Origin of the sequence: Bradyrhizobium genosp. SA-4 str. CB756 (assembly GCF_000473125.1) — a bacterium.
In the GTDB taxonomy this organism is placed as follows: domain Bacteria; phylum Pseudomonadota; class Alphaproteobacteria; order Rhizobiales; family Xanthobacteraceae; genus Bradyrhizobium; species Bradyrhizobium arachidis.
Genome location: NZ_KI421499.1, coordinates 3,012,198 through 3,033,360 on the forward strand (window position 1 = coordinate 3,012,198; position 21,163 = coordinate 3,033,360).

Below are 21,163 nucleotides of genomic sequence, written 5' to 3' on the forward strand. Positions count from 1 at the left end.
CCGACCAAGAGGGGCGGGACCAACCAGACAGTTTTCAGCCTTGTCCGACACGCCTTACCCGATCGACCTCGACAGCATTCGCGGCGCGTTCCCGCCGGGCATCGACGCGTTGCCGCTGCTGGTCGAATTCGCCGGCTGGCTGCAGGGGCGTCCCTGGGGCAGCGTCGGCTGCTTCTCCCTGCAAGGCCAGTTCTCCGATCATGCGCCGATCATCGACGGCAGTCCCTTGCGCGACAGGTTCTCGCTGTTCATGCGGCTGCCGGACGGCTCGGCCGTCGGCGGCTGGTATGGCGCGGGCCTCGACCGCGACAACCCGCCGATCGTGGGGCTGGGATCGGAGGGCGATTACGAGCTGCTGGCGCCGAGCCTCGACGCGCTGCTGGCAAAGCTGACGTCGCAGCAGTTCGACAAGGCCTGGAGCGACCTGTTGCCGCGCAACGAGGTCGAGCCCCAGACGGTCGAGCTTGCGCGCTGGCTCGCCGAGCGGCCGGCTGGCGAGCCAGTAGCGGCTGATGATGGGCCTTCCGAATTGCCTGATTTCCGCGGCTTTGTCGAAAAATGGAGCCGCGACCGCGAGGACTATTGGGCCAATCACCGCCTGATGGCCGAGCTCGGCTGGCGGCTCGCCGCGCATCTGCCCAAGGGCAAGAACCCCTGGGACAAGACCCATTTCGAGGTCGCGATCGTCGGCAAGCAATACGAGGCGCGCGTCTTGTCGCGCGGGCCGCAGCCGTTCGAGGAGGCCGCCTCGATCGAATCCCTGCTGCGGGATCTGCGCGAAGAGATGCGTCGCGCCCAGCCCGAGCTCGGGCTGTGGTACGCGATGAAATTCGGCCTCTATGCCGACGGCCGTGTCATGCCGAATTTCGAATACGACGTGCGGCCGACAATAGACGGCGAGCCCGCGAAGCTGTCCGAAGCCCAGGCCGATCTCGTCCGCGCACCGCGCCCGGAGCGCTGGGTGCCGAAATGGCTGGCGGCATCCTGAAGCTCGGAATCCCGCGATGCTGCCGCTCGGCCAGCCCGCCGAAATCTTCTGCTGTCGTGCCATCTTGACCTCGCGGGAACGGCACCTTCGATCCCCCTTGACTTAGAGCGCGCTCGAAGGGGTATCTGTACGTGCGTCAGTACGAGAACGGGCACACATGAAGATCGGCGACCTCGCAAAACGAACCGGCTTGTCGACCCACACGCTGCGTTATTATGAGCGCATCGGGCTGCTGCCATACGCAGACCGAGATCGTTCCGGCCAGCGTGACTTTGACGCATCGATCCTGACATGGATCACATTCATCGGTCGGCTCAAGACCACGGGAATGCCGATCCGGGACATGTTGCGTTATGCGGCGCTTCGTGATGAAGGCGAAGCTACCGGGCAAGCCCGGCGGCAGATGCTGGAAATCCACCGGGAACAGGTTCGCACGCAGATTGCCGAACTCCAGGAATGCCTGCTCGTCCTTGATACCAAGATCGCCGGCTATGCCGGCGACGAACAGAGGACGAAGGAAAATGACGCACGCCCAATCACCAGCCGAAAGCCGCTTCGATCGCGGCCAGCGGGCCCTGTCACGCATTGACGGCAGAGCCGGCGAAAAAGTCGTCGCCTCACTCGCCGACATCGCTCCGGATTTTGCACGATACGTGATCGAGTTTCCCTTCGGCGACATTTACAGCCGCCCGGACCTCGGCCTGCGCGATCGGGAGATCGCGACGATCGCCGCGCTGACGACGCTCGGAAATGCCGCGCCTCAGCTCAAAGTGCATATCGAGGCGGGTCTGAACGTCGGGCTCTCTCGCGACGAGATCGTGGAGATCATCATGCAGATGGCCGTCTATGCGGGCTTCCCGGCGGCGGTGAACGGGCTGTTCGCAGCGAAGGAGGCGTTTTCGGCTCACGACGGACGGCAGGTGTCGGGAGAAGCGACATGACCCGATTCCAGGTCGTCATGCCCGGGCTTGTCCCGGGCATCCACGTTCTCCTTACCGTGCGTCAAGGCGTGGATGGCCGGGACAAGCCCGGCCATGACGCTGTGGGAGCGTCAGTGCGCCGTCAGAACCCCGCGACGCTGCCGTGCAGATCGTATTGGTCGGCGCGCTCGATCTTCGCCGTGACGATCTCGCCGACGCGCAACGGGCGGCGGCTCGACAGGTACACCGCGCCGTCGATCTCCGGCGCATCGGCTTTCGAGCGGCCCTTCGCAACCGTCGGGCCGACCTCGTCGATGATGATCTGCTGGCGCGTGCCGACCTTGCGCTTGAGCCTGCGCGCCGAGATCTTCTGCTGGCGGGCCATCAGCGCGTTGTAGCGCTCCTGCTTGACCTCTTCCGGCACCGGGTTTTCGATCGCGTTCGACGTCGCGCCCGCGACCGGCTCGTATTTGAAGCAGCCGACGCGGTCGATCTCGGCTTCATCGAGCCAGTCGAGCAGGTAGGCGAAGTCGGCATCGGTCTCGCCGGGGAAGCCGACGATGAAGGTCGAACGCAACGCGAGATCGGGGCATTCCTCGCGCCAGCGCTTGATGCGCGCCAGCGTCTTGTCCTGCGCCGCCGGGCGCTTCATCGCCTTCAGCACCTCGGGGCTCGCATGCTGGAACGGGATGTCGAGATAGGGCAGCACCTTGCCCTCGTTCATCAGCGCGATGACCTCGTCGACATGCGGGTAGGGGTAGACATATTGCAGCCGGACCCAGGCGCCGAGCTCGCCGAGCTCGCGCGCGAGGTCGAGGAATTTGGCGCGGACCTGGCGATCCTTCCACGGGCTCTCGGCATATTTGAGATCGACACCATAGGCCGAGGTGTCCTGCGAGATCACCAGGAGCTCCTTGACGCCGGCGCCGACCAGGCGCTCGGCCTCGCGCAGCACGTCATTGGCCGGGCGCGAGACGAGGTCGCCGCGCAGCTTCGGGATGATGCAGAAGGTGCAGCGGTTGTTGCAGCCCTCGGAGATCTTCAGGTACGCGTAGTGCCGCGGTGTCAGCTTGATGCCCTGCGGCGGCACCAGGTCGAGATGCGGATTATGGGCGGGCGGCAGCGCGCGGTGCACGGCATCGAGCACGCTCTCATATTGCTGCGGGCCGGTGATGGAGAGCACGCCGGGATAGGCCTGCTCGATCGCTTCCGGCTCGGCGCCCATGCAACCTGTTACGATCACTTTGCCGTTCTCGGCCATGGCCTCGCCGATCGCCGAGAGCGATTCCTGCTTGGCGCTATCGAGGAAGCCACAAGTGTTGACGATGACGATGTCGGCCCCGTCATGCTTGCGGGCGAGCTCGTATCCCTCCGCGCGCAGACGCGTGATGATGCGCTCGGAATCCACCAGTGCCTTGGGACACCCGAGTGACGTGAATGAAATGCGGGGCGCTCTGTCCATGGTATCGCCTGGAGCCTAGATCTGAATTGTCCGGATTTAGCGATCCAACTAATTGAACCGATGGCGAAATTCAATAACTAACCTATGCGGCGCGATGCTAAAGCAGCCGGTTCCGATCGCGTGAGTGGAGGAGCCGAGATGAATTGCTCCAACGTGCACGTTTTAGTTGTTATTTTCTTTCTTGCTTGATTCCACGGAGCTAAACTGCGATGCGCCGTTTCATCTTCGGCATGGCTTTCGTTACCGCTGCCTGCGGCGCGATGTTTCCGGTACGGGCTGAAGTCGACAAGATCATCCATGTCTGCGATCGGCAAGAACGAGTGTGTCCGGAATTCAGGCCACGCGTGAAGGCACCCGATGGGTGGACGAGGGACGAGGCCGCGAGTCTCAAGTACGGCGCCTCGATGTTCGTGCCCAACGGGAAGACGTTCGGCAAAGCCGAAGTGATCATCTATGCCGAAGGCCGCTACAACAAGGATCGGACCGAATTGGTTCAATGGGTCGCAACAAGCGACAGGGATTGGGCGACGACATCCGGCGAGAATGCCAAGATCACCACGCTTCCCTCGGTGAGCCCCAAGATCGTTATCAACCGCTATGACAATCCGTCCCTGAAGGACCAGCCGATCGAAGTGATCGCGCATTACGCAGATCTCGACAAGGACGGCAATTCCTACATCGTGCGGCTAGCGGTCTCCGGCCTCAACGAGACGGCGGTGATGGCCGCCGTGCCACTTCTCGACAAGATGATCGTTGGCGCCAAGATTCCGTGATACGCGGCGCTCCGTCCATGTGGTCGCCCGGAGCCTGCATCTGAATTGTTCGGATATGCGAACTAACTAATTGCTCCGATGCCGAAATTCAATGACTAACGCGCGCATTGCGATACTCAAGTCATGCTCGCGCATAGAGAAATGCGGCAATCAGTGGATGGACTGAAGGTTCCCGATTGGGAGAAGCTTCGATCACTTCGTTGGCGCGCCCAATCGCCGAAGCGTGATTGCGCCACCCCTGCGCGAGGGGAATGCCAACGCTTAGCTGTCGGTCATGTCAATGGACAGCGCGCGCATGGGTTGCGCACCACCAACAACAAGAGGAAAGCATGACCAGCTTCAAAGTTTTAGGCGCGACGCTCGTTCTTTCCGCGCTCCTTGCGACGCCCGCCTCGGCATGGCAGTCGGCCTCGGAGCCCGCCGCGGCCGCAGCCGCGGACCCGACCTTCTCCATCTATTCGAACGATAACCGCGGATATTCTGCGTACGGGATGGTCTCGCCGGCGCCGCTCGGCGATGCGACGGGACTGCATAGGTTGGTACGGCCGCATCCCCGAAATCACACGGCCCGCGTCAGGCGCTACTGAACACCGACGTCGAATCGCCAGCCTTCCTGGTTGAGGGCCAAGGCACGACGTGCATCGGCCGATGCCTCGTCGTGATCTCCGACGAATACGAGCGATCGACTGCGTAGAGACTTTGACTGGGATTGATCGCCAGGACCGAGAGACGTCGACAGCCGTCTTCGCGCGGCATTTTTCTTTTCGTGGCGAGCCGGTCGAAAAGCTTACATTTGTTGTCTCAGGGGCACCAGAGCGACACGAAGCTGGCCTTGGGCGCAGCCGTCTAATCCATATCTGATCTGCCTGATTGACAGGTCTCGGCTAGTCCCAATTGCCCATAATTACAACCCTTTGCATGGGCGTCCGGCATGCTATGGATGAATCGCCTGCCGTGAGTGAGCCATGAGCGCCGAACAGTCGCCTAAAATCGTGATTGTCGACGAAAGCCCGATCCGGGCTGCGATCCTCGAGGAAGGGTTGCGGGAGGCCGGATTCACGCAAGTGGTCCATATCCGCGAGATGCAGAGCCTGCTGGCCCGTATTTATGCGGTGGACCCCGACATCATCCTGATCGATCTGGAAAACCCCAGCCGCGACGTGCTGGAGGCGATGTTCCAGGTCAGCCGCGCCGTGAAGCGGCCGATCGCGATGTTCGTGGACCAGAGCGATTCAGCCTCGATCCAGGCCTCGGTCGAGGCGGGGGTTTCCGCCTACATCGTCGACGGGCTCAAGAAGGAGCGCATCAAGCCGATCCTCGACCTCTGCGTGTCCCGCTTCAACGCCTTCGCAAAACTCCAGGAGGAGCTGGAGCGCACCAAGTCGCAGCTCGAGGACCGCAAGATCATCGAGAAGGCCAAGGGCATCCTGATGAAGGTGAAGGGCCTCACCGAGGACGAGGCCTATGTGCTGCTGCGCTCCACCGCGATGCGCGAGAAGAAGAAAATCGGCGAGATCGCCCAGTCGATCATCACCGCGTCGGAGATGCTGAAATGACCGCTCCCCTCCGCATCGGGTTCATCCCGCTCGTCGATGCCGCAGCCCTGATCGTCGCCGTCGACAAGGGCTTTGCTGCCGCCGAGGGTCTCGAGGTCGAGCTGGTGCGCGAGGTGTCCTGGTCCAACGTCCGCGACAAGCTCAATATCGGCCTGTTCGATGCCGCGCATCTGCTCGCACCGGTGGCGATCGCATCCTCGCTCGGGCTCGGCCACGTCAAGGTGCCGATCGCCGCGCCCTTCAATCTCGGCGTCAACGGCAATGCGATCACGGTCTCGCCGACGCTCCACGCCGCGCTGATGGCGGAGATCGACGGCGACCGCTTCGATCCGCTCGCAACCGCCAAGGCGCTGGCGAAGGTCGTCGCCATCAGGCGCAAGAACGGCGCCGATCCGCTGACCTTCGGCATGACCTTCCCGTTCTCGACCCACAATTACCAGCTGCGGTTCTGGATGGCCGCGGCCGGCATCGATCCCGATGAGGACGTGCGCCTCGTCGTGCTGCCGCCGCCCTTCATGGTCGACAGCCTCAGGAATGGCCATGTCGATGCGTTCTGCGTCGGCGCGCCCTGGAATTCGATCGCGGTCGATCTCGGCATCGGCCACATCCTGCATTTCTCCTCCGACATCCTCGCGCGCGCTGCGGAGAAGGTGCTGGCGCTTCGGCAGGTCTGGGCCGACAAGCATCCGGACGTGGTGGCAGCACTTGTCCGCGCGGCGGTGAAGGCGGCCGCGTTCATCGAGGAGCCGGCGAACCTGACTGAGGCGGCGCAGATCCTGGCACAGCCCGAACGGATCGGCGTCGATGTCGAGGTGATCCGGCGAACCCTGGTGGGACGCCTGAAGATTTCACCCGACGGCACCTTCCGCGAGAGCGGCCGCTACCTGCTGGTCGGACGTGAAGGGGCAGGGCGCCCGGATCCGGTCCAGGCCGCCTGGCTCTATGCGCAGATGGTGCGCTGGGGGCAGACGGCGCTGACGCCGGATGGCGTCAAGACGGCGATGGCGGTGTTCAGGCCCGACCTGTACGATGCCGCCGTCGGGCGCCGGCCGCCCGATGAAGCCCCCGCAGGGCTCGGTGCCTTCGCCGGCCCGGTGTTCGATCCCGGCAACATTCTGGGGCACCTGAAGGCCTTCGACGTGGGTCGTTGGAAGGCCTGATTCGACGCTGCCTATCTTTTGGGCAATTGTTCTCATCGACCAAATTTTAGGCCGACTGCTCGAATTTCGTGAGAGGTTCGAGGCCGGTACCTTTGCGGACGCTTCCGCAATTCTTTGAAATCGCGCGAGTTTCCAATTCATTGAAGCTGGCACGCAACTTGTATGTTGCAGTGCGGCCAGCTTGTCACAGGTGCCTGCTGAGCCGAGTCCCGCAGCAACGAAGCTGATCGGACCGTTGGGCAGCAAAGCCGGCTCCAGGGCCCGCCGCGTGCCTCGCGGGTCGCGCCAATGTCCGTCGATGCCACCGAGGTGGCCGCAGGAGCTTCGTACCCGATCATGAAACTCGATACCGTCTCAGTCGACTTCACCGACGAGCAGAAGCGCTATCTCGAAGGTTTTACGACCGGCCTCCAGATCAGCCGCGTCGGTCGCGGTCTAGGTGGTGGCGGCGCCGGCAAGGCGAACGCCGAGCCTGTCGGCCCCGATGCCGTGCACATCAAGGCGCAGGACAAGGTGATCGCGTCGGGCAAGAAGCTCGCCGATCAGGAGAAGTTCAAGCGCGACGAGCATCCCTTCGATGCCTATCCGCGGCTGCGCCAACAGGCGCTCGACAATACCCCGCCGAGCCCGGCGGATAATTTCCGCTGGCGCTATTACGGCATCTTCTATGTCGCGCCGACGCAGGACTCCTACATGAGCCGCCTGCGCATCCCGAACGGCATCATGAAGCATTGGCAGCTGTCAGGCCTTGCCGATCTCGCCGATGAGCTCTGCGGGCCCTACAGCCACGTCACGACGCGCGCCAATCTCCAGCTTCGCGAGATTCCGCCGAAGCACGCGATCAAGCTGATCGAGGGCGTCCAGGACCTCGGCCTGTGCTCGCGCGGCTCCGGCGCCGACAACATCCGCAACGTGACGGGAACGCCGACCGCCGGCATCGATCCGCATGAAATCATCGACACGCGGCCCTATGCGCGCGAGTGGCACTATCACATCCTGAACGATCGCTCGCTCTATGGCCTGCCGCGCAAGTTCAACGTCGCCTTCGACGGCGCCGGCAGGATCGCGGTGCTGGAAGAGACCAACGACATCGCCTTCACCGCCTATGAGGTGAAGGACGGTTTTGGCGTCGAGCCCGGCGTCTGGTTTCGTCTGGGCCTCGGCGGCATCACCGGCCACAAGGATTTCGCGAAGTACTCAGGCATCATCGTCAAGCCGGAGCAGGCGACCGCGGTCGCGGATGCCATCGTGCGCGTCTTCATCGACCACGGCGACCGCACCAACCGCAACAAGGCGCGGCTGAAATACGTGCTCGACACCATGGGCCATGACGGCTTTCTCAAGCTGGTCGAGGAGCGGCTGAAGACGCCTTTCGCGCGGGTGCCGGAGGAGGCATTCGCGCCGCGACCTGCCGCGGACCGCATGGCCCATATCGGCGCGCACAAGCAGAAGCAGGACGGCCTCAACTGGATCGGCGTGTCGTTGACGCTGGGCAAGCTCAGCTGCGACCAGATGCGGGGTCTCGCAAAAGTTTCGCGGGATCTCGGCGACGGCGAGATCCGCCTGACCGTCTGGCAGAACCTCTTGATCTCGGGCGTGCGCGACGAGAATGTCGATCTCGCCATCGCCGCGATCAAGCAGATCGGGCTCGCGGTCGAGGCCTCGCACATCAAGGCCGGCCTGATTGCCTGCACCGGCAATGCCGGCTGCCGCTTCGCGGCGTCCAACACCAAGCGCAATGCCGCCGAGATCGGCGACTGGTGCGAGCCGCGCGTTGCCATGGACAAGCCGGTCAACATCCATGTCACCGGCTGCCACCATTCCTGCGCGCAGCATTATATCAGCGACATCGGCCTGATCGGGGCGCGCGTGCCTGTGAACGAGGAGGACACGGTTGAGGGGTATCACCTCTTCACCGGCGGCGGGTTCGGTCCCGACGCTGATGTCGGGCAGGAGGTCTACCACGACCTCAAGGCCGAGGACGCGCCGAAGACGGTCGAGGGGCTACTCAAGGCCTATCTCGCCCATCGCTCTTCCCCTGATGAAACCTTCCTCTCCTTCGCGCGCCGCCATGACGGCGAGACGCTGCGCAAGCTTGCCGATGCACAGGTGTCCGCATGAACCAGATCACGCCTCCGCCGAAACTCGACATCATCCCGGCCAGCGCGCCGTTCTCCGACGCGCAGCGCTCCTGGCTGAACGGCTTCTTTGCCGGGCTGCTGTCGCCTGACGTCGCAACCCCGCTGTCGGCGGAGCAGGGCGCAGCCGTCATGCAAAGCGGTGACGGCGACGACGGCGAAGCGCCATGGCATGACCAGACCATGCCGATCGGCGATCGCATGAAGCTCGCCGAGGGCCGTCCCGTGCGTCGCAAGATGATGGCGGCGATGGCGCAGCAGGATTGCGGCCAGTGCGGCTACAATTGCCACGACTATTCGGAAGCGATCGCGAGCCGCAGCGAAGCGCGGCTCAATCTCTGCGTCCCCGGCGGCAAGGAAACCGCACGGATGCTGAAGTCGCTGTACGAGGAGCTGGACAAGGCCCCCGCGGCGAAAGCGCCCGAGAAGGCGGACACGGTGGCGGCGCCCGCCGTCACAGTGACCATCGCCGAGCCGGGCCGCTCGCGCGACAATCCGACGGAAGCGACCTTCCTGTCGCGCCGCCTCCTCAACAAGGGCAAGTCGGAGAAGGAGACCTATCACGTCGAGTTCGATCTCTCCGCGAGCAAGCTCGACTACGTGGTCGGTGACAGTTTTGGCGTGTTCGCGCGCAACGACGTCGGCCTCGTCGACCAGATCATCGCGCTGCTCGGCGCCTCCCACACCACCAAGGTCAACGGCAAGACGCTGCGCGAGGTCTTGATCGATGACGTCTCGCTGTCGCCGGCGCCGGACTCGCTGTTCGAGCTGATCTCCTTCATCACCGGCGGCGCGCAGCGCGAGAAGGCGCGGGCGCTGGCGCAGGGCGAGGATCCCGATGGCGATGCCGCGACGCTCGACGTGATGGCGGCGCTGCAAAAATTCTCCGGCACGAGGCCGCATCCGGAGGCCTTCATCGAGGCGCTGGAGCCGCTCCAGCCGCGGCTCTATTCGATCTCGTCCTCGCACAATGCGACGCCGGGAAAACTGTCGCTAACGGTCGATTCCGTGCGCTACGTCATCGGCAAGCGCAAGCGCGTCGGCGTGGCCTCGACCTTCCTCGGCGAGCGCATCACCGACGGCGAGAAGCTCAAGGTCTATGTGCAGAAGGCGCATGCCTTCGGCCTGCCGCAGGATCCGAAGACACCCGTGATCATGATCGGCCCGGGTACCGGCATCGCGCCGTTCCGCGCCTTCCTGCTCGATCGCAAGGCGACCGGCGCTCCCGGCAAGAACTGGTTGTTCTTCGGCCATCAGCGCAGCGATTGCGATTTCTTCTACCAGGAAGAGCTCAACGCGATGAAGACCTCGGGGCTGCTGACGCGCATGTCGCTGGCCTGGTCGCGCGACGGCGAGAAGAAGTTCTACGTGCAGGATCGCATGCGCGAGGTCGGCCGCGAGCTGTGGACCTGGCTTGCCGAAGGCGCGCACCTCTACATCTGCGGCGATGCCAAGCGCATGGCCAAGGACGTCGAGCGCGCGCTGGTCGATATCGTCGCCCAGTTCGGCGCACGTTCGACCGATGAGGCCGTCAGTTTCGTCGCCGAGCTCAAGAAGACCGGCCGCTTCCAGGCTGACGTGTACTAGATACAGCTCGGTCAAGACGAGGAAACTCGTTTCGATTTTGCTCGGTGCTGTAGGGGTGGGCAAAGGCGCGCCCTTCGCGCGTCGTGCCCACCATCCCTAAGTGGTGGGCACGCTTCGCTTTGCCCACCCTACGAGAGCTGTCATCCCAGCGTCATCCAGCGGGTTCCAACTGGCTTGGATCTTAACGAATAAGATTCTCGGAACCCGCAGCTCAAAAGAATTTGCGCCTGCGATAGGGCGCTTTCAGAGAAGGCGCATCGCTATTTCCGCCGCCGTCTTGCCTCCCGCCAGGGTTGATCCTTCATACTCTCACAAATGGGGCGTTGGAGATCGACCATGCGCGAACTATCGGCGGAAGCCAGGCTGCACTTCTACGCGCGCTCGCTCTCGCGTCGGAGCGGTGCGAGCATGCATCATGTTGCGCTCTACAGCGCGTTTGCCGTCATCGCCGCGATCGTGTTCGGCACGCTGTCGGTGCATCCGTTCTAGATTGTCATTCCGGGGCGGCGAAGCCGAACCCGGAATCTCGAGATTCTCGGGTGCGCAATTGCGCACCGTCGTCTGATGCTTCGCATCATCCCGGAATGACGACGACCCTCACGCCCCGCGTTTGAACGGCGCGACCTCGATCCCCGCTTCCTTCAACGCCTGACGAAGCCCGCGCGCGATGTCGACGGCGCCATGCGTATCGCCGTGGATGCAGACCGTGTCCGTCCGCATCTTGATGACCTTGCCCGTCACCGACACCACCGCGCCGTCCTGCACCATGCGCACCACGCGGTCGGCGATCAGTTTCGCATCGTGCAGCACGGCGCCGGGCTTCTTGCGCGAGACGAGGTTGCCGTCGTCCTCATAGGCGCGGTCGGCGAACACCTCGTGCACCAGCGGCAAATTGGCGTCCTCGCCGGCCTTCACCAGTTTCGAATTGGCGAGCACGACGAAGATCAGACTGGGGTCGACCGCCCTGATGCCGGCGGCAATCGCCTTGGCTGTCATGTCGTCCTCGCAGGCGACGTTGGAGAGCGCGCCGTGCGCCTTCACATGCGTGACCTTGTGGCCGGCCGCGGTCGCGATCGCCTGCAGCGCACCGATCTGATAGGCGACGAGGTTCTCGATCTCGGAGGCCTTCAGGCCCGCGATCGGATGGCGGCCGAAGCCGTGAAGATCGCGGTAGCCGGGATGGGCACCGACCGAAACACCGCGCGCCTTCGCCAGCTCAACCGTTCGCCGCATGATGTCGGGGTCGCCGGCATGGAAACCGCAGGCGACGTTGACCGAGCTCGCGAGGTCGATCATGGCGGCGTCGTTGCCCATCTCCCACGCGCCAAAACCTTCGCCGAGGTCGCAATTGAGATCGATCGTCTTCATGGGGTGCTCCTCTGGTCTTCTTGTCGTTTACGGCTCGGCCGTGACCTGCCAAGTCCCGGCATCCACGGCGCTTACCGCGTAGCCCGCGACATTAGCATCGCTGAGCGCCTCGATGTTGAGCGCGATGGTGTCGGAGGAGCGCAGCCGATCCGGAAGATTCTTGATCAGCTGCGCAAACTTGCGGGCCTCGTCCTGCGCCTCGGCCATGGTAACCTCAAGGAAGCGGAACGCGGTTCCAGCCGAGGTCTGCGCGAGGCGGCCGACATCGGCCGTGATCACGGTTGCGATCTTCGGATAGCCGCCCGACGTGCCCCGATCCATCATCAGCGCGATCGGCGCGCCGTTGCCGGGCACCTGGATGCTGCCGTTGACGGTGCCGTCGGAGACGATGTTGTGACCGTGCAGATGTTTGATGGCGGGACCTTCGAGCCGGTAGCCCATGCGGTCCGAGGTCGCCGAGATCTTCCACTCGCTATCCAGAAACAACGCCTTGTTGACGTCGTCGAACTCGTCGTCCTGCGGGCCCAGCAGGACGCGGATCGGACCTCTCGCAGGCTTCGGCAACTCGATGCGCAATTCGGGCGCGCCACTCGCGGCATCGACCGTGAACTCGTCGCCGGCCTGGAGCGGGCGCGGGTAGGGGCTGCCGAGCCCGGCGCGGGCATTCACCGCAAGGCTGCCGAACACCTGCTCGCCTTTGATCGCGCCTTCGATCGCGAGGTAGGTGAACGCGCCGCCGCGGGCAAAGCCGAGCGTCAGCGTCTCGCCGTCCTTCAGCGTCACCGACGTATCCATCGCGACCGGCTTCCCGCCGATGTCGGCATTGCGCGGCGCGCCTGATATGGCGACGCGCACGGCGCCGTCCTTGGCGGTGAACGTGGCGCCGAACGGGCCGATCTCGACGGCGGCTGCAAACGGATCATTGCCGACCAGGGTGTTCGCCGCTGCCAGCGACAGACGGTCCATGGCGCCGCTGACCGTCAGGCCATAGCGCTGCGCGCCGTGGCGGCCGCCGTCCTGGACGGAGCTTGCGGGACCGATACTGGCGACGACGAGCCGGCTCATGCGTCCACCCGCTCGGCGATGATCTCGCCGGCCTCGGCGGCGCGGTCCAGCTCCTCGAACGTCTTGTGGTCGATGGCGAAAAACGTCACGCGATCACCGGGTTCGGTCAGGAAGGTCGGATTCCGGTGGAGCTGATAGGTTCGCACAGGCGTGCGGCCGAGCAGGTGCCAGCCGCTGGGCGCGGCTAGGCACTGGATGCCGGCCTGGATGCCGCCGATCGAGATCGTGCCGGCCGGCGTCAGCACCCGCGGCGACTGCCGTCGCGACATGTGCAGGGATTTGTCGAGGCCGCTGAGATAGGACCAGCCTGGCGTGAAGCCGATCATCGCAACCTTGTAGTCGCCGCCGGCGTGCCGGGCGACGATGTCGTCGGGCGTGGTGTTCAGCGCTTTCGCGACATCCTCGAGGTCGATGCCATGCTCGCCGCCATAGGCGACCGGAATGCGCCAGCGCCGCGCCTTGGTGGCGGGCGGCAGCGGCTGGGTGGCGATCGGCAGGATCTTTTCGCCGAGTGCGTCGAAGCCGATCTTGCCGGGATCGTAATGCACCAGCAGCGAGCGATAGGTCGGCACGGTCTCGGTGATGCCGTCGATGGGGCTTGCTGCGAGCGCCTTGTCGAGCGCCAGCACGCGCTGGTTGGCGTCGTCGTCGATGGTGCGGCTGAACTCGACCGTGACGGCGCTGTCGCCACTGGGCAGAAGGCGGGGCGGGGGAAGCGTCGCGGCCATGAGCTGTCGAAGAGCTGTCGAAATCGGGCTTCTGAGAGAACGCGGGCTCGCCCTTGAGTTCCGCGTCTCCCTGCTTCGCGTAAATGCGCCCGCAAGTCCAATAAATTAATGCAAGGGGAGGCGATAAAGCCTTGTTATCGCATCGCATAACGGCCCTGCCGCCCTGCATTCTTGTGGGTCTTTTGGCCCTTGACGGAAACCGCGCACCTCGCAAGATGCGCGCGTTCTTTCCCGCACCTCGGAGCTCGTTCTCGTCCATGTCGCTGTCCCCCGAAGCCCGCAAGACCCTCGCCGGCATCACCACTGCCACCATCACCACGGTCCTGCTGAAGAAGGGCCTGCGCAATGTGTGGATGCGCGGCGCGCGTCCGCTGCGTCCGGGCCTGCCGCGCCTGGTCGGACCGGCCTTCACGCTGCGCTTCGTGCCGGCGCGCGAGGATCTGGCGACGCCGGAATCCTGGTCCTCGCCGATCTCGACCCGCACCGCGATCGAGGCGATGCCCGAGGGCTGCATCGCCGTGGTCGACGCCATGGGCATCACCGATGCCGGCATCTTCGGCGACATCCTCTGCGCCCGCATGATGAAGCGCGGCGTCACCGCGCTGGTCACCGACGGCGTCGTACGTGACGTCGAGGGCGTGCTCGGCACCAATTTGCCGGTGTGGTGCGACGGCTATGCCGCGCCGCCGTCGGTTGCGGGCCTGACCTTCGTCGGCTGGGGCGAGCCGATCGGCTGCGGCGGCGTCGCCGTGTTCCCGAACGACATCGTGGTCGCCGACCAGGACGGCTGCGTGCTGATCCCGCAGGCGATGCTCGAGCATGTGCTCAACGAGGGCGTCGAGCAGGAACGGATGGAAGCCTGGATCGTCAACGAGGTGAACAACGGCGCCGTGCTGCCAGGCCTCTACCCCATGAACGCCGAGACCAAGGCGCGTTACGCCGCCAGCAAGAAGTAACAACACTTTAGAAGCGAGGTACCCCATGGAGATTCACGTCGCAGGCACGCGGCCAACCCGCCGCGCGCCCAAGGAAAACTTCACCGGCACCGTGTGGCAGGATCCTGTGATCATGACGCCGGAGCCGGCGCACCTGAACTGCTCGCGCGTCTCGTTCGAGCCCGGCGCGCGCACCAACTGGCATCACCATCCGCTCGGGCAGACGCTCTACGTGATCTCCGGCGTTGGCCGCATCCAGGCCAAGGGCGGCCCGATCCGCGAGATTCGCCCTGGTGACACCATCTGGATCCCGCCCGGTGAGCTGCACTGGCACGGCGCATCGCCGACCAACGGGATGTGCCACATCGCCATGCAGGAAGCGCTCGACGGCAAGTTCTCGACCTGGCTTCATCCGGTGACGGACGAGGAATACGGCGCGCCGCTCGGCTAGCTCTCCGCTTTCTGCAAAATTCTGTGTCCCGGATCAGCGGTGCAGCGTTCCATGCCGCATCGCGTCCGGGACACACGACCTACATCCGCTCGGCAGTCCACGTTCCGGTGCACATGGCGCCGCGCCAGGTGCCGGAGCCGGACGTGCCGTTGAGGCGGCCGAAGCCGACCGCGCGCTTGATGCCGGTGCTCAAGGTGACATTGATGCTGCCGGCTTCCGCCACGCGGCCCGAGGCCGTCACCGCCGCGCTGCTCGAGGCGATCTGGCCGTTGCTGATGCCGATCGCGACCGTCGCGCCGTTCCCGCAGGTCTCGCTCGAGGACGAGATACGGACATTCCACGTGCCGTCGAAGGTGGAGCCGGCCGCATTGGCCTGCGCGAGCGGGAACGCGATGGCGACAATGCTGACGAAGAGACCTCTGCGAAATCCGTTCATGACACGCCCTTTGGGGTTGACCATGCGCCGACCGTCGCATGGCGGCGGAACCGGCGATGTGAGGGCTGTCACGTGTGCGAGATGCTGTGTGAGCTGCCGCACTTCGCGGTGATGCGGCGGAAAAAGCAAAGGGCCCTTGCGGGCCCTTTGTCTCCGTCAGAACGTCTGGCTCGAATTCAGTTCACCCGCGTCCAGGTCTGGCCGCCGCAGAACATGCCGCCGAAGGCGCAGCCCTGCACGCGCAGGCGGTCGGTGCCCTTCATTGCGATCGTTGAATCGTAGGTCGAGCCGGAGTTGGGATCGAGGATTCGCCCGGACCATTTCTGGTCCTTGCCGGGCTTCATGTTGATCAGGACCTGCTCGCCGTTCTGGTTCGATTTTGAATCGACCGAGTAGCCGCAGAGATTGTTGCCGCATTGCTCGATGCGGACCTTACCTTCCTTCTCCTCGGTGAGCCAGACGCCGAGCGGCGAATTGAGATCGCGCGCGGGCGCTGCTGCGGGAGCCGGCGGGGCGACGGCGGCCGACTGAGTGGGGGCGGGCGCTGGAGCTGGCGGCGGAGGCGGCGCCGGAGGTGCAGCAGCCACGGTCGGGGCCGGCGGCGGTGCCGCGGCCGGAGCGGCCTGCTGCTCGACCGGTGCGGGTGCCGGAGGCGGGGCGGGCGGCGGCAGCACAGCCGTCTCGGCCGGGGCATTGCTGGCGGTCGCTGCAGGAGGGGGAGCAGGTGGGGGCGGCGCGGGCGGCGGTGCTGCGGCCGCCGGCGCAGGTGCTTGCTCTGCGGCGGGCGGCGCGGCTGGCGGTTGCGGATCGACCTTGGCCTGCTGCGGCGGCTGCTTGTCTGCGGGCGTCTCGTTCTTCTTGGCCTTCTTGGCCTTGCCCTGGCCGGTATTGTCGTACACGCCGGGGATCTGCACCGTGCCGCGGTCCGGATCGATGCGGATGGTGCGCCCGCCATATTCGAAGGTGTACTGCGCTTGCGCAGTGGTGCTCGCCAAAAGGAATGCGGCCGTGGCCAACAGCTTCCTCATTTCCATCTCCCGAACAGGTGGTCCCGCACCAACGCTTACGCGCCGGCTTCATTCCAAAACGTGATCTAGATCACTGTCTCGGTATGAGTCGTCGTCCCGCTGTTCCGGGTTCAATAGGCCTGGGGCCGGTCCAAAGTTTGGCAGAGGCAGGCGACAGGAGGACGCGGCCTGGAGCGCCGTCCCGCTGGAATCGGAACGGGACTCGAGATCGAAACGCTCTAGTCGAACCAGGCGGCGTAGATCTTCTTGTAGCTGCCGTCTTCCATGGAAATGTGCAGCCACTGGTCGACGAACGCCTTCAGCGCCATGTCGCGCTGGAGCCAGTAGGCCTTCTCGGAGAAGTCGAACGGCTTGTCCGGATGCACCGCGCAAAGCACGCCCGAATGCTGCTTCTGCTGGTAGCGCGTCTCGGATGCGTCCGTCATCATCAGGTCGGCATTGCCCTTGGCGATCTCGTCGAAGATCACGGTGTTGTCGGGGAAGACCGTGATCTCGGCATCCCGAACGTTGGCACGCGCGAAACGCTCATTGGTGCCGCCGGGATTGACGATGACGCGGGTGCCCTTCTTGTCGATGTCGGCAAGCGTCTGGTACTTGCCGACGTCGGCGCAGCGGGTGATCGGCGTCTTGCCCTCGCGCATGATCGGCGTCGAGAAGAAGCCCTTCCTCTGCCGGTCGAGCGTCACCGACACGCCGCCCATGGCGATGTCGAACTGGTCGGCCTCGAAATCCTTCATCAGCTTCGGCCAGGCGGTCGGCACGAACTCGACCTTGACGCCGAGCGCCTTGCCGAGCGCCTCCGCCATGTCGACGTCGAAGCCGGAGAACTGCTGCGTAGCCTTGTCGAGGTAGGTGAACGGCTTGTAGTCGCCGGTCATGCCGACGCGCAACGTGCCGCGCTTGACGATCTCGTCGAGGCGCGAGGGGGCCGCCTGCTGTGCGTGCGCCGAAAGACTTGCCAGCAGGACCACGGCCAGAGCCGTCACTATACGAACGATCATCTCTTTTCCACCCATGCCCGAGCTGTCATTGTGCAGCCCTCGACGTGTGGATTTAGACCAGATGCCAGTTGCTGGCGAGACGGAATTGAAGGGAATCTTGTCGTGACGATCTCGATGTACGAGGCCTCGGTCGGCCTCTTCGTGCCGTATTTGCGCAACCTGTCGGTCCTGCTCGACAAGGGCGTTGCCTATGCCGAGGCGCGCAAGTTCAATCCGGCGGTGCTGCTCGGCATGCGCATGGCGCCGAACATGTACGACCTGGCCCAGCAGGTCGGCGAGGCCTGCCGCCACGCGGTGGTTGCGCCAGCGCTGCTGGCACAGTGCGAGCCGGTGGCGCTGCCGCCGCTCGAGCACGACATGGCCGGCCTTCAGGCCCGCATCGCCACCTCAATCGAATTCATTGAAAGCCTGTCGCGCGCCGAGATCGACGCGGCGGCGGAGCTGAAGGTCTTCTTCCGGCTGAAGAACGGGACCGAGCTGCCCTTCACGGGGCGGACGCTGCTGCTCACCAACAGCGTCCCGCAATTCTTCTTTCACGTCACGACGGCCTACGACCTGCTGCGGCACGCCGGCGTCGAACTCGTGAAGAAGGATTTTTTGGGAAGGAAGTAGCGCCAGGCTCGATGTACACCTCTCCCCGGTCGGGAGAGGTGTGCGGAGGCGTGCGGCCAGAGATGGGCCTTAGGCGTCGCCCTTGCGCTCGAGCTCGGCGAGCGAGCTGCGGCCGGCGATCTCGCTGCGCAGCAGCTCGAAGCGACGGTGCGCCTCGTCCTCGTGCTCGTCGACGAAGCGCACGGCGGCCTCGCTGGTCATCGGGCCGCTGACCACGGGCGCGGACTGTTCGCCGATGGTCTCGTGGACATAGTACTGGCCGTCGTCGCCGCGATGGACCGTCCATTTCAGGCGGATCGCCACCATCGGTCCGGGACCGACCTTGCTGTAGCCGTCGGCATCGGTGTGATCAGGCACCAAGGGCTGCTCGTCGACCACCGGATGCTCGTCGACCGCATGATGTTCGTCAGCATGTTCTTCATGTTCTTCGGCGGCCGGCTGCTCACCGACGACGACCTCGGTCTCGCGGATGATCTCGATTTCGCGGACGATGACGCCCGGTTCGGGGTCCTCCAAGATGCTCGCGATGGTCGCCAGCGCGTGGTCGGTCGGGTCGATCTCTGACAAGGGTCCATCCTCCAGCTCGACGCGGCTGGCAAGTCTGTCCCACTGCCGCCGCGGCCGGATATATTACGCGGGTTCGATTAAGGCTGAGTTGGGGCCCGATCTGCACCAAAATGGGACGCATTCTGGCCTTCCGAAGGCGGGCGGACCATGCATGATCCGGAAAAGTGTGCAGCGGTTTCCGAAAAGATCATGCTCAAACAATGAGCTGAAGCGCGATGATGATTTATTACGCTTTAGCTGCCCGCCTTCGGATTTGGCTCAGCTCAGCACGTCCTGATTGATGACGTTCTGCCTGATGGGGTCGCCGTCCAGTACGCTCAGGATGTTGCGCGCGGTCTGCTCGCTCATGCGCTGGACCGCCTCGACCGTGACGCCGGCGACATGCGGGGCCATGATGACGTTGGGCAGCGCGAACAGCGCATTGCTGACCGGCGGCGGCTCCACCTCGAACACGTCGATGCCGGCACCGGCGATCTTGCCCGAGACGAGCGCATCATACAGCGCCGCCTCCTTCACGATGCCGCCGCGCGCGGTGTTGATGAGGTAGGATTTCGGCTTCATCCGGCCGATCCGCGCCGCATCGAACAGGCCGACGGTCTCGGGCGTCTTCGGGCAATGGATGCTGACGAAATCGGCGCTCGGCAGCGCGGCGTCGAGGTCGGTGACCGGCTCGCAGCCGGCGGCCTTGATGTCGGCTGCAGGCTTGTAGGGATCGTAGACCTGAACCTTCATTTCCATCGCCAGGCAGCGCTTGGCGGTGCGGCTGCCGATGCGGCCGAAGCCGATGATCAGCACGGTCTTGCCGTAGAGGTCGAACGGCAGCATGCCGAGCCGGTCGGCCCATTTGCCGTCCTTGACGCAGGCGTGCATCTCATTGGCGCGCTTGGCCAGCGTCAGCATCATGAACAGCGCCTGTTCGGCGACCGAGGGCGAGTTCGCGCTGCCCGCGACCATCAACGGCACCTTGCGGCGGGAGAGGGCGGGCACGTCGACGGCGTCGTAGCCGACGCCGATGCGGGTCACCACCTTCATGTCCCTGGACGCCTCGAGCTCGGTCTGGCCGAAGGCGGTGGCGCCGAGCGCCACGCCATGGACCGGCGCATGGCTCTTCAGCAGGGCCTCGAAATCCTTGGCCGAGATCAGGTTCGAAAACTCGACGAGCTCGATATCGTCCCGCTGGGTGAGAAGGGCACGTGCCCCTTGCGACAAAGTTTGTGTAACGAAAATCTTCTTCTTGTTGGTCGCCATTGCTCCCCGCCTGCTCGCGTTTCTTGAGCCGGCCTCACAACACGACGCCGGTCTCCTCGTTTAGCAGGTGCATATTGTTGAGGTCCATCGCCAAACGCATGGGAGCCCCGTCCGTAGCGCCGGCATTGGGATCGACGCGGCCGCACACGGGCGTGCCGTCGAGCCCGAAATAGACCAGGGTCTCCATGCCCATCGGCTCGGTGACGTCGAGCACGGTGTCGAAGGTCTCGACGCCCGGCCCGAGATGCGCATGCGACTCGGTGAGATGCTCGGGCCGAATGCCGAGCAGCAGCTTGTCGGTGCGCGGCAGCGCGTTGTAGCGCGCGGCTCGGGCCGGCGGCAGCGCGAAGGCAATGCGGTCTGTGAGGCGGAGCTGGAGCGTGCCGCCGGAATCCTCGAGCCGGCACGGGATGAAGTTCATCGCGGGCGAGCCGATGAAGCCGGCGACGAAGCGCGTTGCCGGCTTGTGGTAGAGCTCGTTCGGCGTTCCGATCTGCTCGATGCGGCCCTTGTTCATGACCACGACGCGGTCGGCCAAGGTCATCGCCTCGACCTGGTCGTGGGTGACGTAGACCGTCGTCGTGCGCACCTTCTGGTGCACCTTCTTGATCTCGATCCGCATCTGCACGCGCAGCTTCGCATCGAGATTGGACAGCGGCTCGTCGAACAGGAACACCTTCGGATTGCGCACGATGGCGCGGCCCATTGCGACGCGCTGGCGCTGGCCGCCGGAGAGCTGCTTCGGCTTGCGGTCGATCAGATCGGTGATGTCGAGCAGGCGGGCGGCCTCCGTCACCCGAGCCTTGATTTCGGCCTTGGGATAGTGCTTCAGGCGCAGTCCGAACGACATGTTTTCCGCGACCGTCATGTGCGGGTAGAGCGCGTAGTTCTGGAACACCATCGCGATGTCGCGGTCCTTGGGCGGCACGTCGTTGACGACGTCGCCGCCGATCATGATGTCGCCGTCGCTGATGTCCTCGAGCCCTGCGATCATGCGCAGCGTGGTCGACTTGCCGCAGCCGGAGGGGCCGACCAGCACGATGAACTCGTGGTCGGCGATATCAAGGTCGATGCCGCGCACGGCTTCGACGTCGTCGTAACGCTTAACTACTTTCCGCAGAGCAACGTCAGCCATGAGTC

Annotated in this window: 23 protein-coding genes; 13 read left to right on the forward strand and 10 right to left on the reverse strand. The window is 64.6% G+C overall.

From position 1 onward, the window contains the following. The first annotated feature begins 40 nt into the window (after positions 1–40). From BRAGE_RS0114830 to BRAGE_RS0114840, 3 genes are all read left to right on the forward strand, one after another. The gene (locus BRAGE_RS0114830) at positions 41–988 is read left to right on the forward strand and encodes a hypothetical protein (protein WP_027559210.1); all 948 of its coding nucleotides are present in this window, start codon (positions 41–43) and stop codon (positions 986–988) included. Between the two features lie 157 nt (positions 989–1,145). Beyond that, positions 1,146–1,577, forward strand: coding sequence for a MerR family transcriptional regulator (locus BRAGE_RS0114835; protein ID WP_027559209.1), 432 nt, complete (start codon positions 1,146–1,148; stop codon positions 1,575–1,577). Next, on the forward strand, positions 1,510–1,929 hold the full coding sequence (locus tag BRAGE_RS0114840) for a carboxymuconolactone decarboxylase family protein (RefSeq protein ID WP_027559208.1): 420 nt from the start codon (positions 1,510–1,512) through the stop codon (positions 1,927–1,929). Before BRAGE_RS0114835 ends, BRAGE_RS0114840 begins: the two co-directional genes overlap by 68 nt. Positions 1,930–2,050: 121 nt before the next feature. Here BRAGE_RS0114840 and rimO read toward each other — a convergent pair whose 3' ends face one another. Further along, positions 2,051–3,370: a 30S ribosomal protein S12 methylthiotransferase RimO gene (gene rimO / locus BRAGE_RS0114845; protein WP_027559207.1), complete on the reverse strand. Its 1,320-nt coding sequence runs from the start codon at positions 3,368–3,370 to the stop codon at positions 2,051–2,053. A 209-nt stretch (positions 3,371–3,579) separates the two neighbouring features. Between rimO and BRAGE_RS0114850 the strand changes: the two genes are divergently transcribed. The 7 genes from BRAGE_RS0114850 (at position 3,580) to BRAGE_RS54530 (ending at position 11,073) form a co-directional block, all read left to right on the forward strand. Next, positions 3,580–4,143, forward strand: coding sequence for a hypothetical protein (locus BRAGE_RS0114850; protein ID WP_027559206.1), 564 nt, complete (start codon positions 3,580–3,582; stop codon positions 4,141–4,143). 329 nt (positions 4,144–4,472) lie between these two features. After that, positions 4,473–4,730 carry a hypothetical protein gene (locus tag BRAGE_RS0114855; protein WP_028146280.1) on the forward strand — a complete coding sequence of 86 codons (258 nt, stop codon included), beginning with the start codon at positions 4,473–4,475 and terminating at the stop codon, positions 4,728–4,730. 378 nt (positions 4,731–5,108) lie between these two features. Further along, on the forward strand, positions 5,109–5,699 hold the full coding sequence (locus tag BRAGE_RS0114860) for an ANTAR domain-containing response regulator (RefSeq protein ID WP_027559205.1): 591 nt from the start codon (positions 5,109–5,111) through the stop codon (positions 5,697–5,699). Next, positions 5,696–6,859: a CmpA/NrtA family ABC transporter substrate-binding protein gene (locus tag BRAGE_RS0114865; protein WP_027559204.1), complete on the forward strand. Its 1,164-nt coding sequence runs from the start codon at positions 5,696–5,698 to the stop codon at positions 6,857–6,859. Before BRAGE_RS0114860 ends, BRAGE_RS0114865 begins: the two co-directional genes overlap by 4 nt. Before the next feature lie 336 nt (positions 6,860–7,195). Then, the gene (locus BRAGE_RS0114870) at positions 7,196–8,980 is read left to right on the forward strand and encodes a NirA family protein (protein ID WP_027559203.1); all 1,785 of its coding nucleotides are present in this window, start codon (positions 7,196–7,198) and stop codon (positions 8,978–8,980) included. Further along, entirely contained in the window at positions 8,977–10,584 is a 1,608-nt protein-coding gene (locus tag BRAGE_RS0114875; protein WP_027559202.1) for a sulfite reductase subunit alpha, read from the forward strand. The genes BRAGE_RS0114870 and BRAGE_RS0114875 overlap by 4 nt, the downstream gene beginning before the upstream one ends. Before the next feature lie 336 nt (positions 10,585–10,920). Beyond that, on the forward strand, positions 10,921–11,073 hold the full coding sequence (locus tag BRAGE_RS54530; RefSeq protein ID WP_035729731.1) for a hypothetical protein: 153 nt from the start codon (positions 10,921–10,923) through the stop codon (positions 11,071–11,073). Between the two features lie 108 nt (positions 11,074–11,181). Here BRAGE_RS54530 and BRAGE_RS0114885 read toward each other — a convergent pair whose 3' ends face one another. Genes BRAGE_RS0114885 through pxpB form a run of 3 tightly spaced genes read right to left on the reverse strand, consistent with a single transcriptional unit; the run spans position 11,182 to position 13,745 of the window. Beyond that, positions 11,182–11,952, reverse strand: coding sequence for a LamB/YcsF family protein (locus BRAGE_RS0114885; RefSeq protein ID WP_027559201.1), 771 nt, complete (start codon positions 11,950–11,952; stop codon positions 11,182–11,184). Positions 11,953–11,979: 27 nt separating this feature from the next. Next, positions 11,980–13,017, reverse strand: a complete 1,038-nt coding sequence (locus BRAGE_RS0114890; protein WP_027559200.1) for a biotin-dependent carboxyltransferase family protein — start codon at positions 13,015–13,017, stop codon at positions 11,980–11,982. Further along, positions 13,014–13,745: a 5-oxoprolinase subunit PxpB gene (gene pxpB / locus BRAGE_RS0114895; protein WP_027559199.1), complete on the reverse strand. Its 732-nt coding sequence runs from the start codon at positions 13,743–13,745 to the stop codon at positions 13,014–13,016. The genes BRAGE_RS0114890 and pxpB overlap by 4 nt, the downstream gene beginning before the upstream one ends. Positions 13,746–14,002: 257 nt before the next feature. On the opposite strand from pxpB, the gene BRAGE_RS0114900 reads away from it, so the two are divergent. Both BRAGE_RS0114900 and BRAGE_RS0114905 read left to right on the forward strand, forming a co-directional pair. Next, entirely contained in the window at positions 14,003–14,701 is a 699-nt protein-coding gene (locus BRAGE_RS0114900) for a ribonuclease activity regulator RraA (protein ID WP_027536148.1), read from the forward strand. Between the two features lie 25 nt (positions 14,702–14,726). Continuing rightward, complete coding sequence (locus BRAGE_RS0114905; RefSeq protein WP_027559198.1) at positions 14,727–15,131, forward strand: (R)-mandelonitrile lyase; 405 nt, start codon at positions 14,727–14,729, stop codon at positions 15,129–15,131. A 79-nt stretch (positions 15,132–15,210) separates the two neighbouring features. Here BRAGE_RS0114905 and BRAGE_RS0114910 read toward each other — a convergent pair whose 3' ends face one another. From BRAGE_RS0114910 to BRAGE_RS0114920, 3 genes are all read right to left on the reverse strand, one after another. Further along, on the reverse strand, positions 15,211–15,567 hold the full coding sequence (locus tag BRAGE_RS0114910) for a hypothetical protein (protein WP_027559197.1): 357 nt from the start codon (positions 15,565–15,567) through the stop codon (positions 15,211–15,213). Between the two features lie 176 nt (positions 15,568–15,743). Next, complete coding sequence (locus tag BRAGE_RS0114915) at positions 15,744–16,595, reverse strand: DUF2147 domain-containing protein (RefSeq protein ID WP_028146281.1); 852 nt, start codon at positions 16,593–16,595, stop codon at positions 15,744–15,746. A 218-nt stretch (positions 16,596–16,813) separates the two neighbouring features. Continuing rightward, positions 16,814–17,596 carry a transporter substrate-binding domain-containing protein gene (locus tag BRAGE_RS0114920; protein WP_027559195.1) on the reverse strand — a complete coding sequence of 261 codons (783 nt, stop codon included), beginning with the start codon at positions 17,594–17,596 and terminating at the stop codon, positions 16,814–16,816. 114 nt (positions 17,597–17,710) lie between these two features. Here BRAGE_RS0114920 and BRAGE_RS0114925 point away from each other — a divergent pair, with 114 nt between their 5' ends. After that, positions 17,711–18,208: a DUF1993 domain-containing protein gene (locus BRAGE_RS0114925; RefSeq protein ID WP_027559194.1), complete on the forward strand. Its 498-nt coding sequence runs from the start codon at positions 17,711–17,713 to the stop codon at positions 18,206–18,208. A 69-nt stretch (positions 18,209–18,277) separates the two neighbouring features. On the opposite strand, the gene BRAGE_RS55840 is transcribed toward BRAGE_RS0114925, so the two are convergent. From BRAGE_RS55840 to BRAGE_RS0114940, 3 genes are all read right to left on the reverse strand, one after another. After that, on the reverse strand, positions 18,278–18,775 hold the full coding sequence (locus BRAGE_RS55840; RefSeq protein ID WP_027559193.1) for a hypothetical protein: 498 nt from the start codon (positions 18,773–18,775) through the stop codon (positions 18,278–18,280). Positions 18,776–19,033: 258 nt separating this feature from the next. Next, positions 19,034–20,023 (reverse strand): hydroxyacid dehydrogenase, encoded by a 990-nt coding sequence (locus tag BRAGE_RS0114935; RefSeq protein ID WP_027559192.1) that lies wholly within the window; start codon positions 20,021–20,023, stop codon positions 19,034–19,036. 34 nt (positions 20,024–20,057) lie between these two features. After that, positions 20,058–21,158: an ABC transporter ATP-binding protein gene (locus tag BRAGE_RS0114940; RefSeq protein ID WP_027559191.1), complete on the reverse strand. Its 1,101-nt coding sequence runs from the start codon at positions 21,156–21,158 to the stop codon at positions 20,058–20,060. Positions 21,159–21,163: the final 5 nt, after the last annotated feature.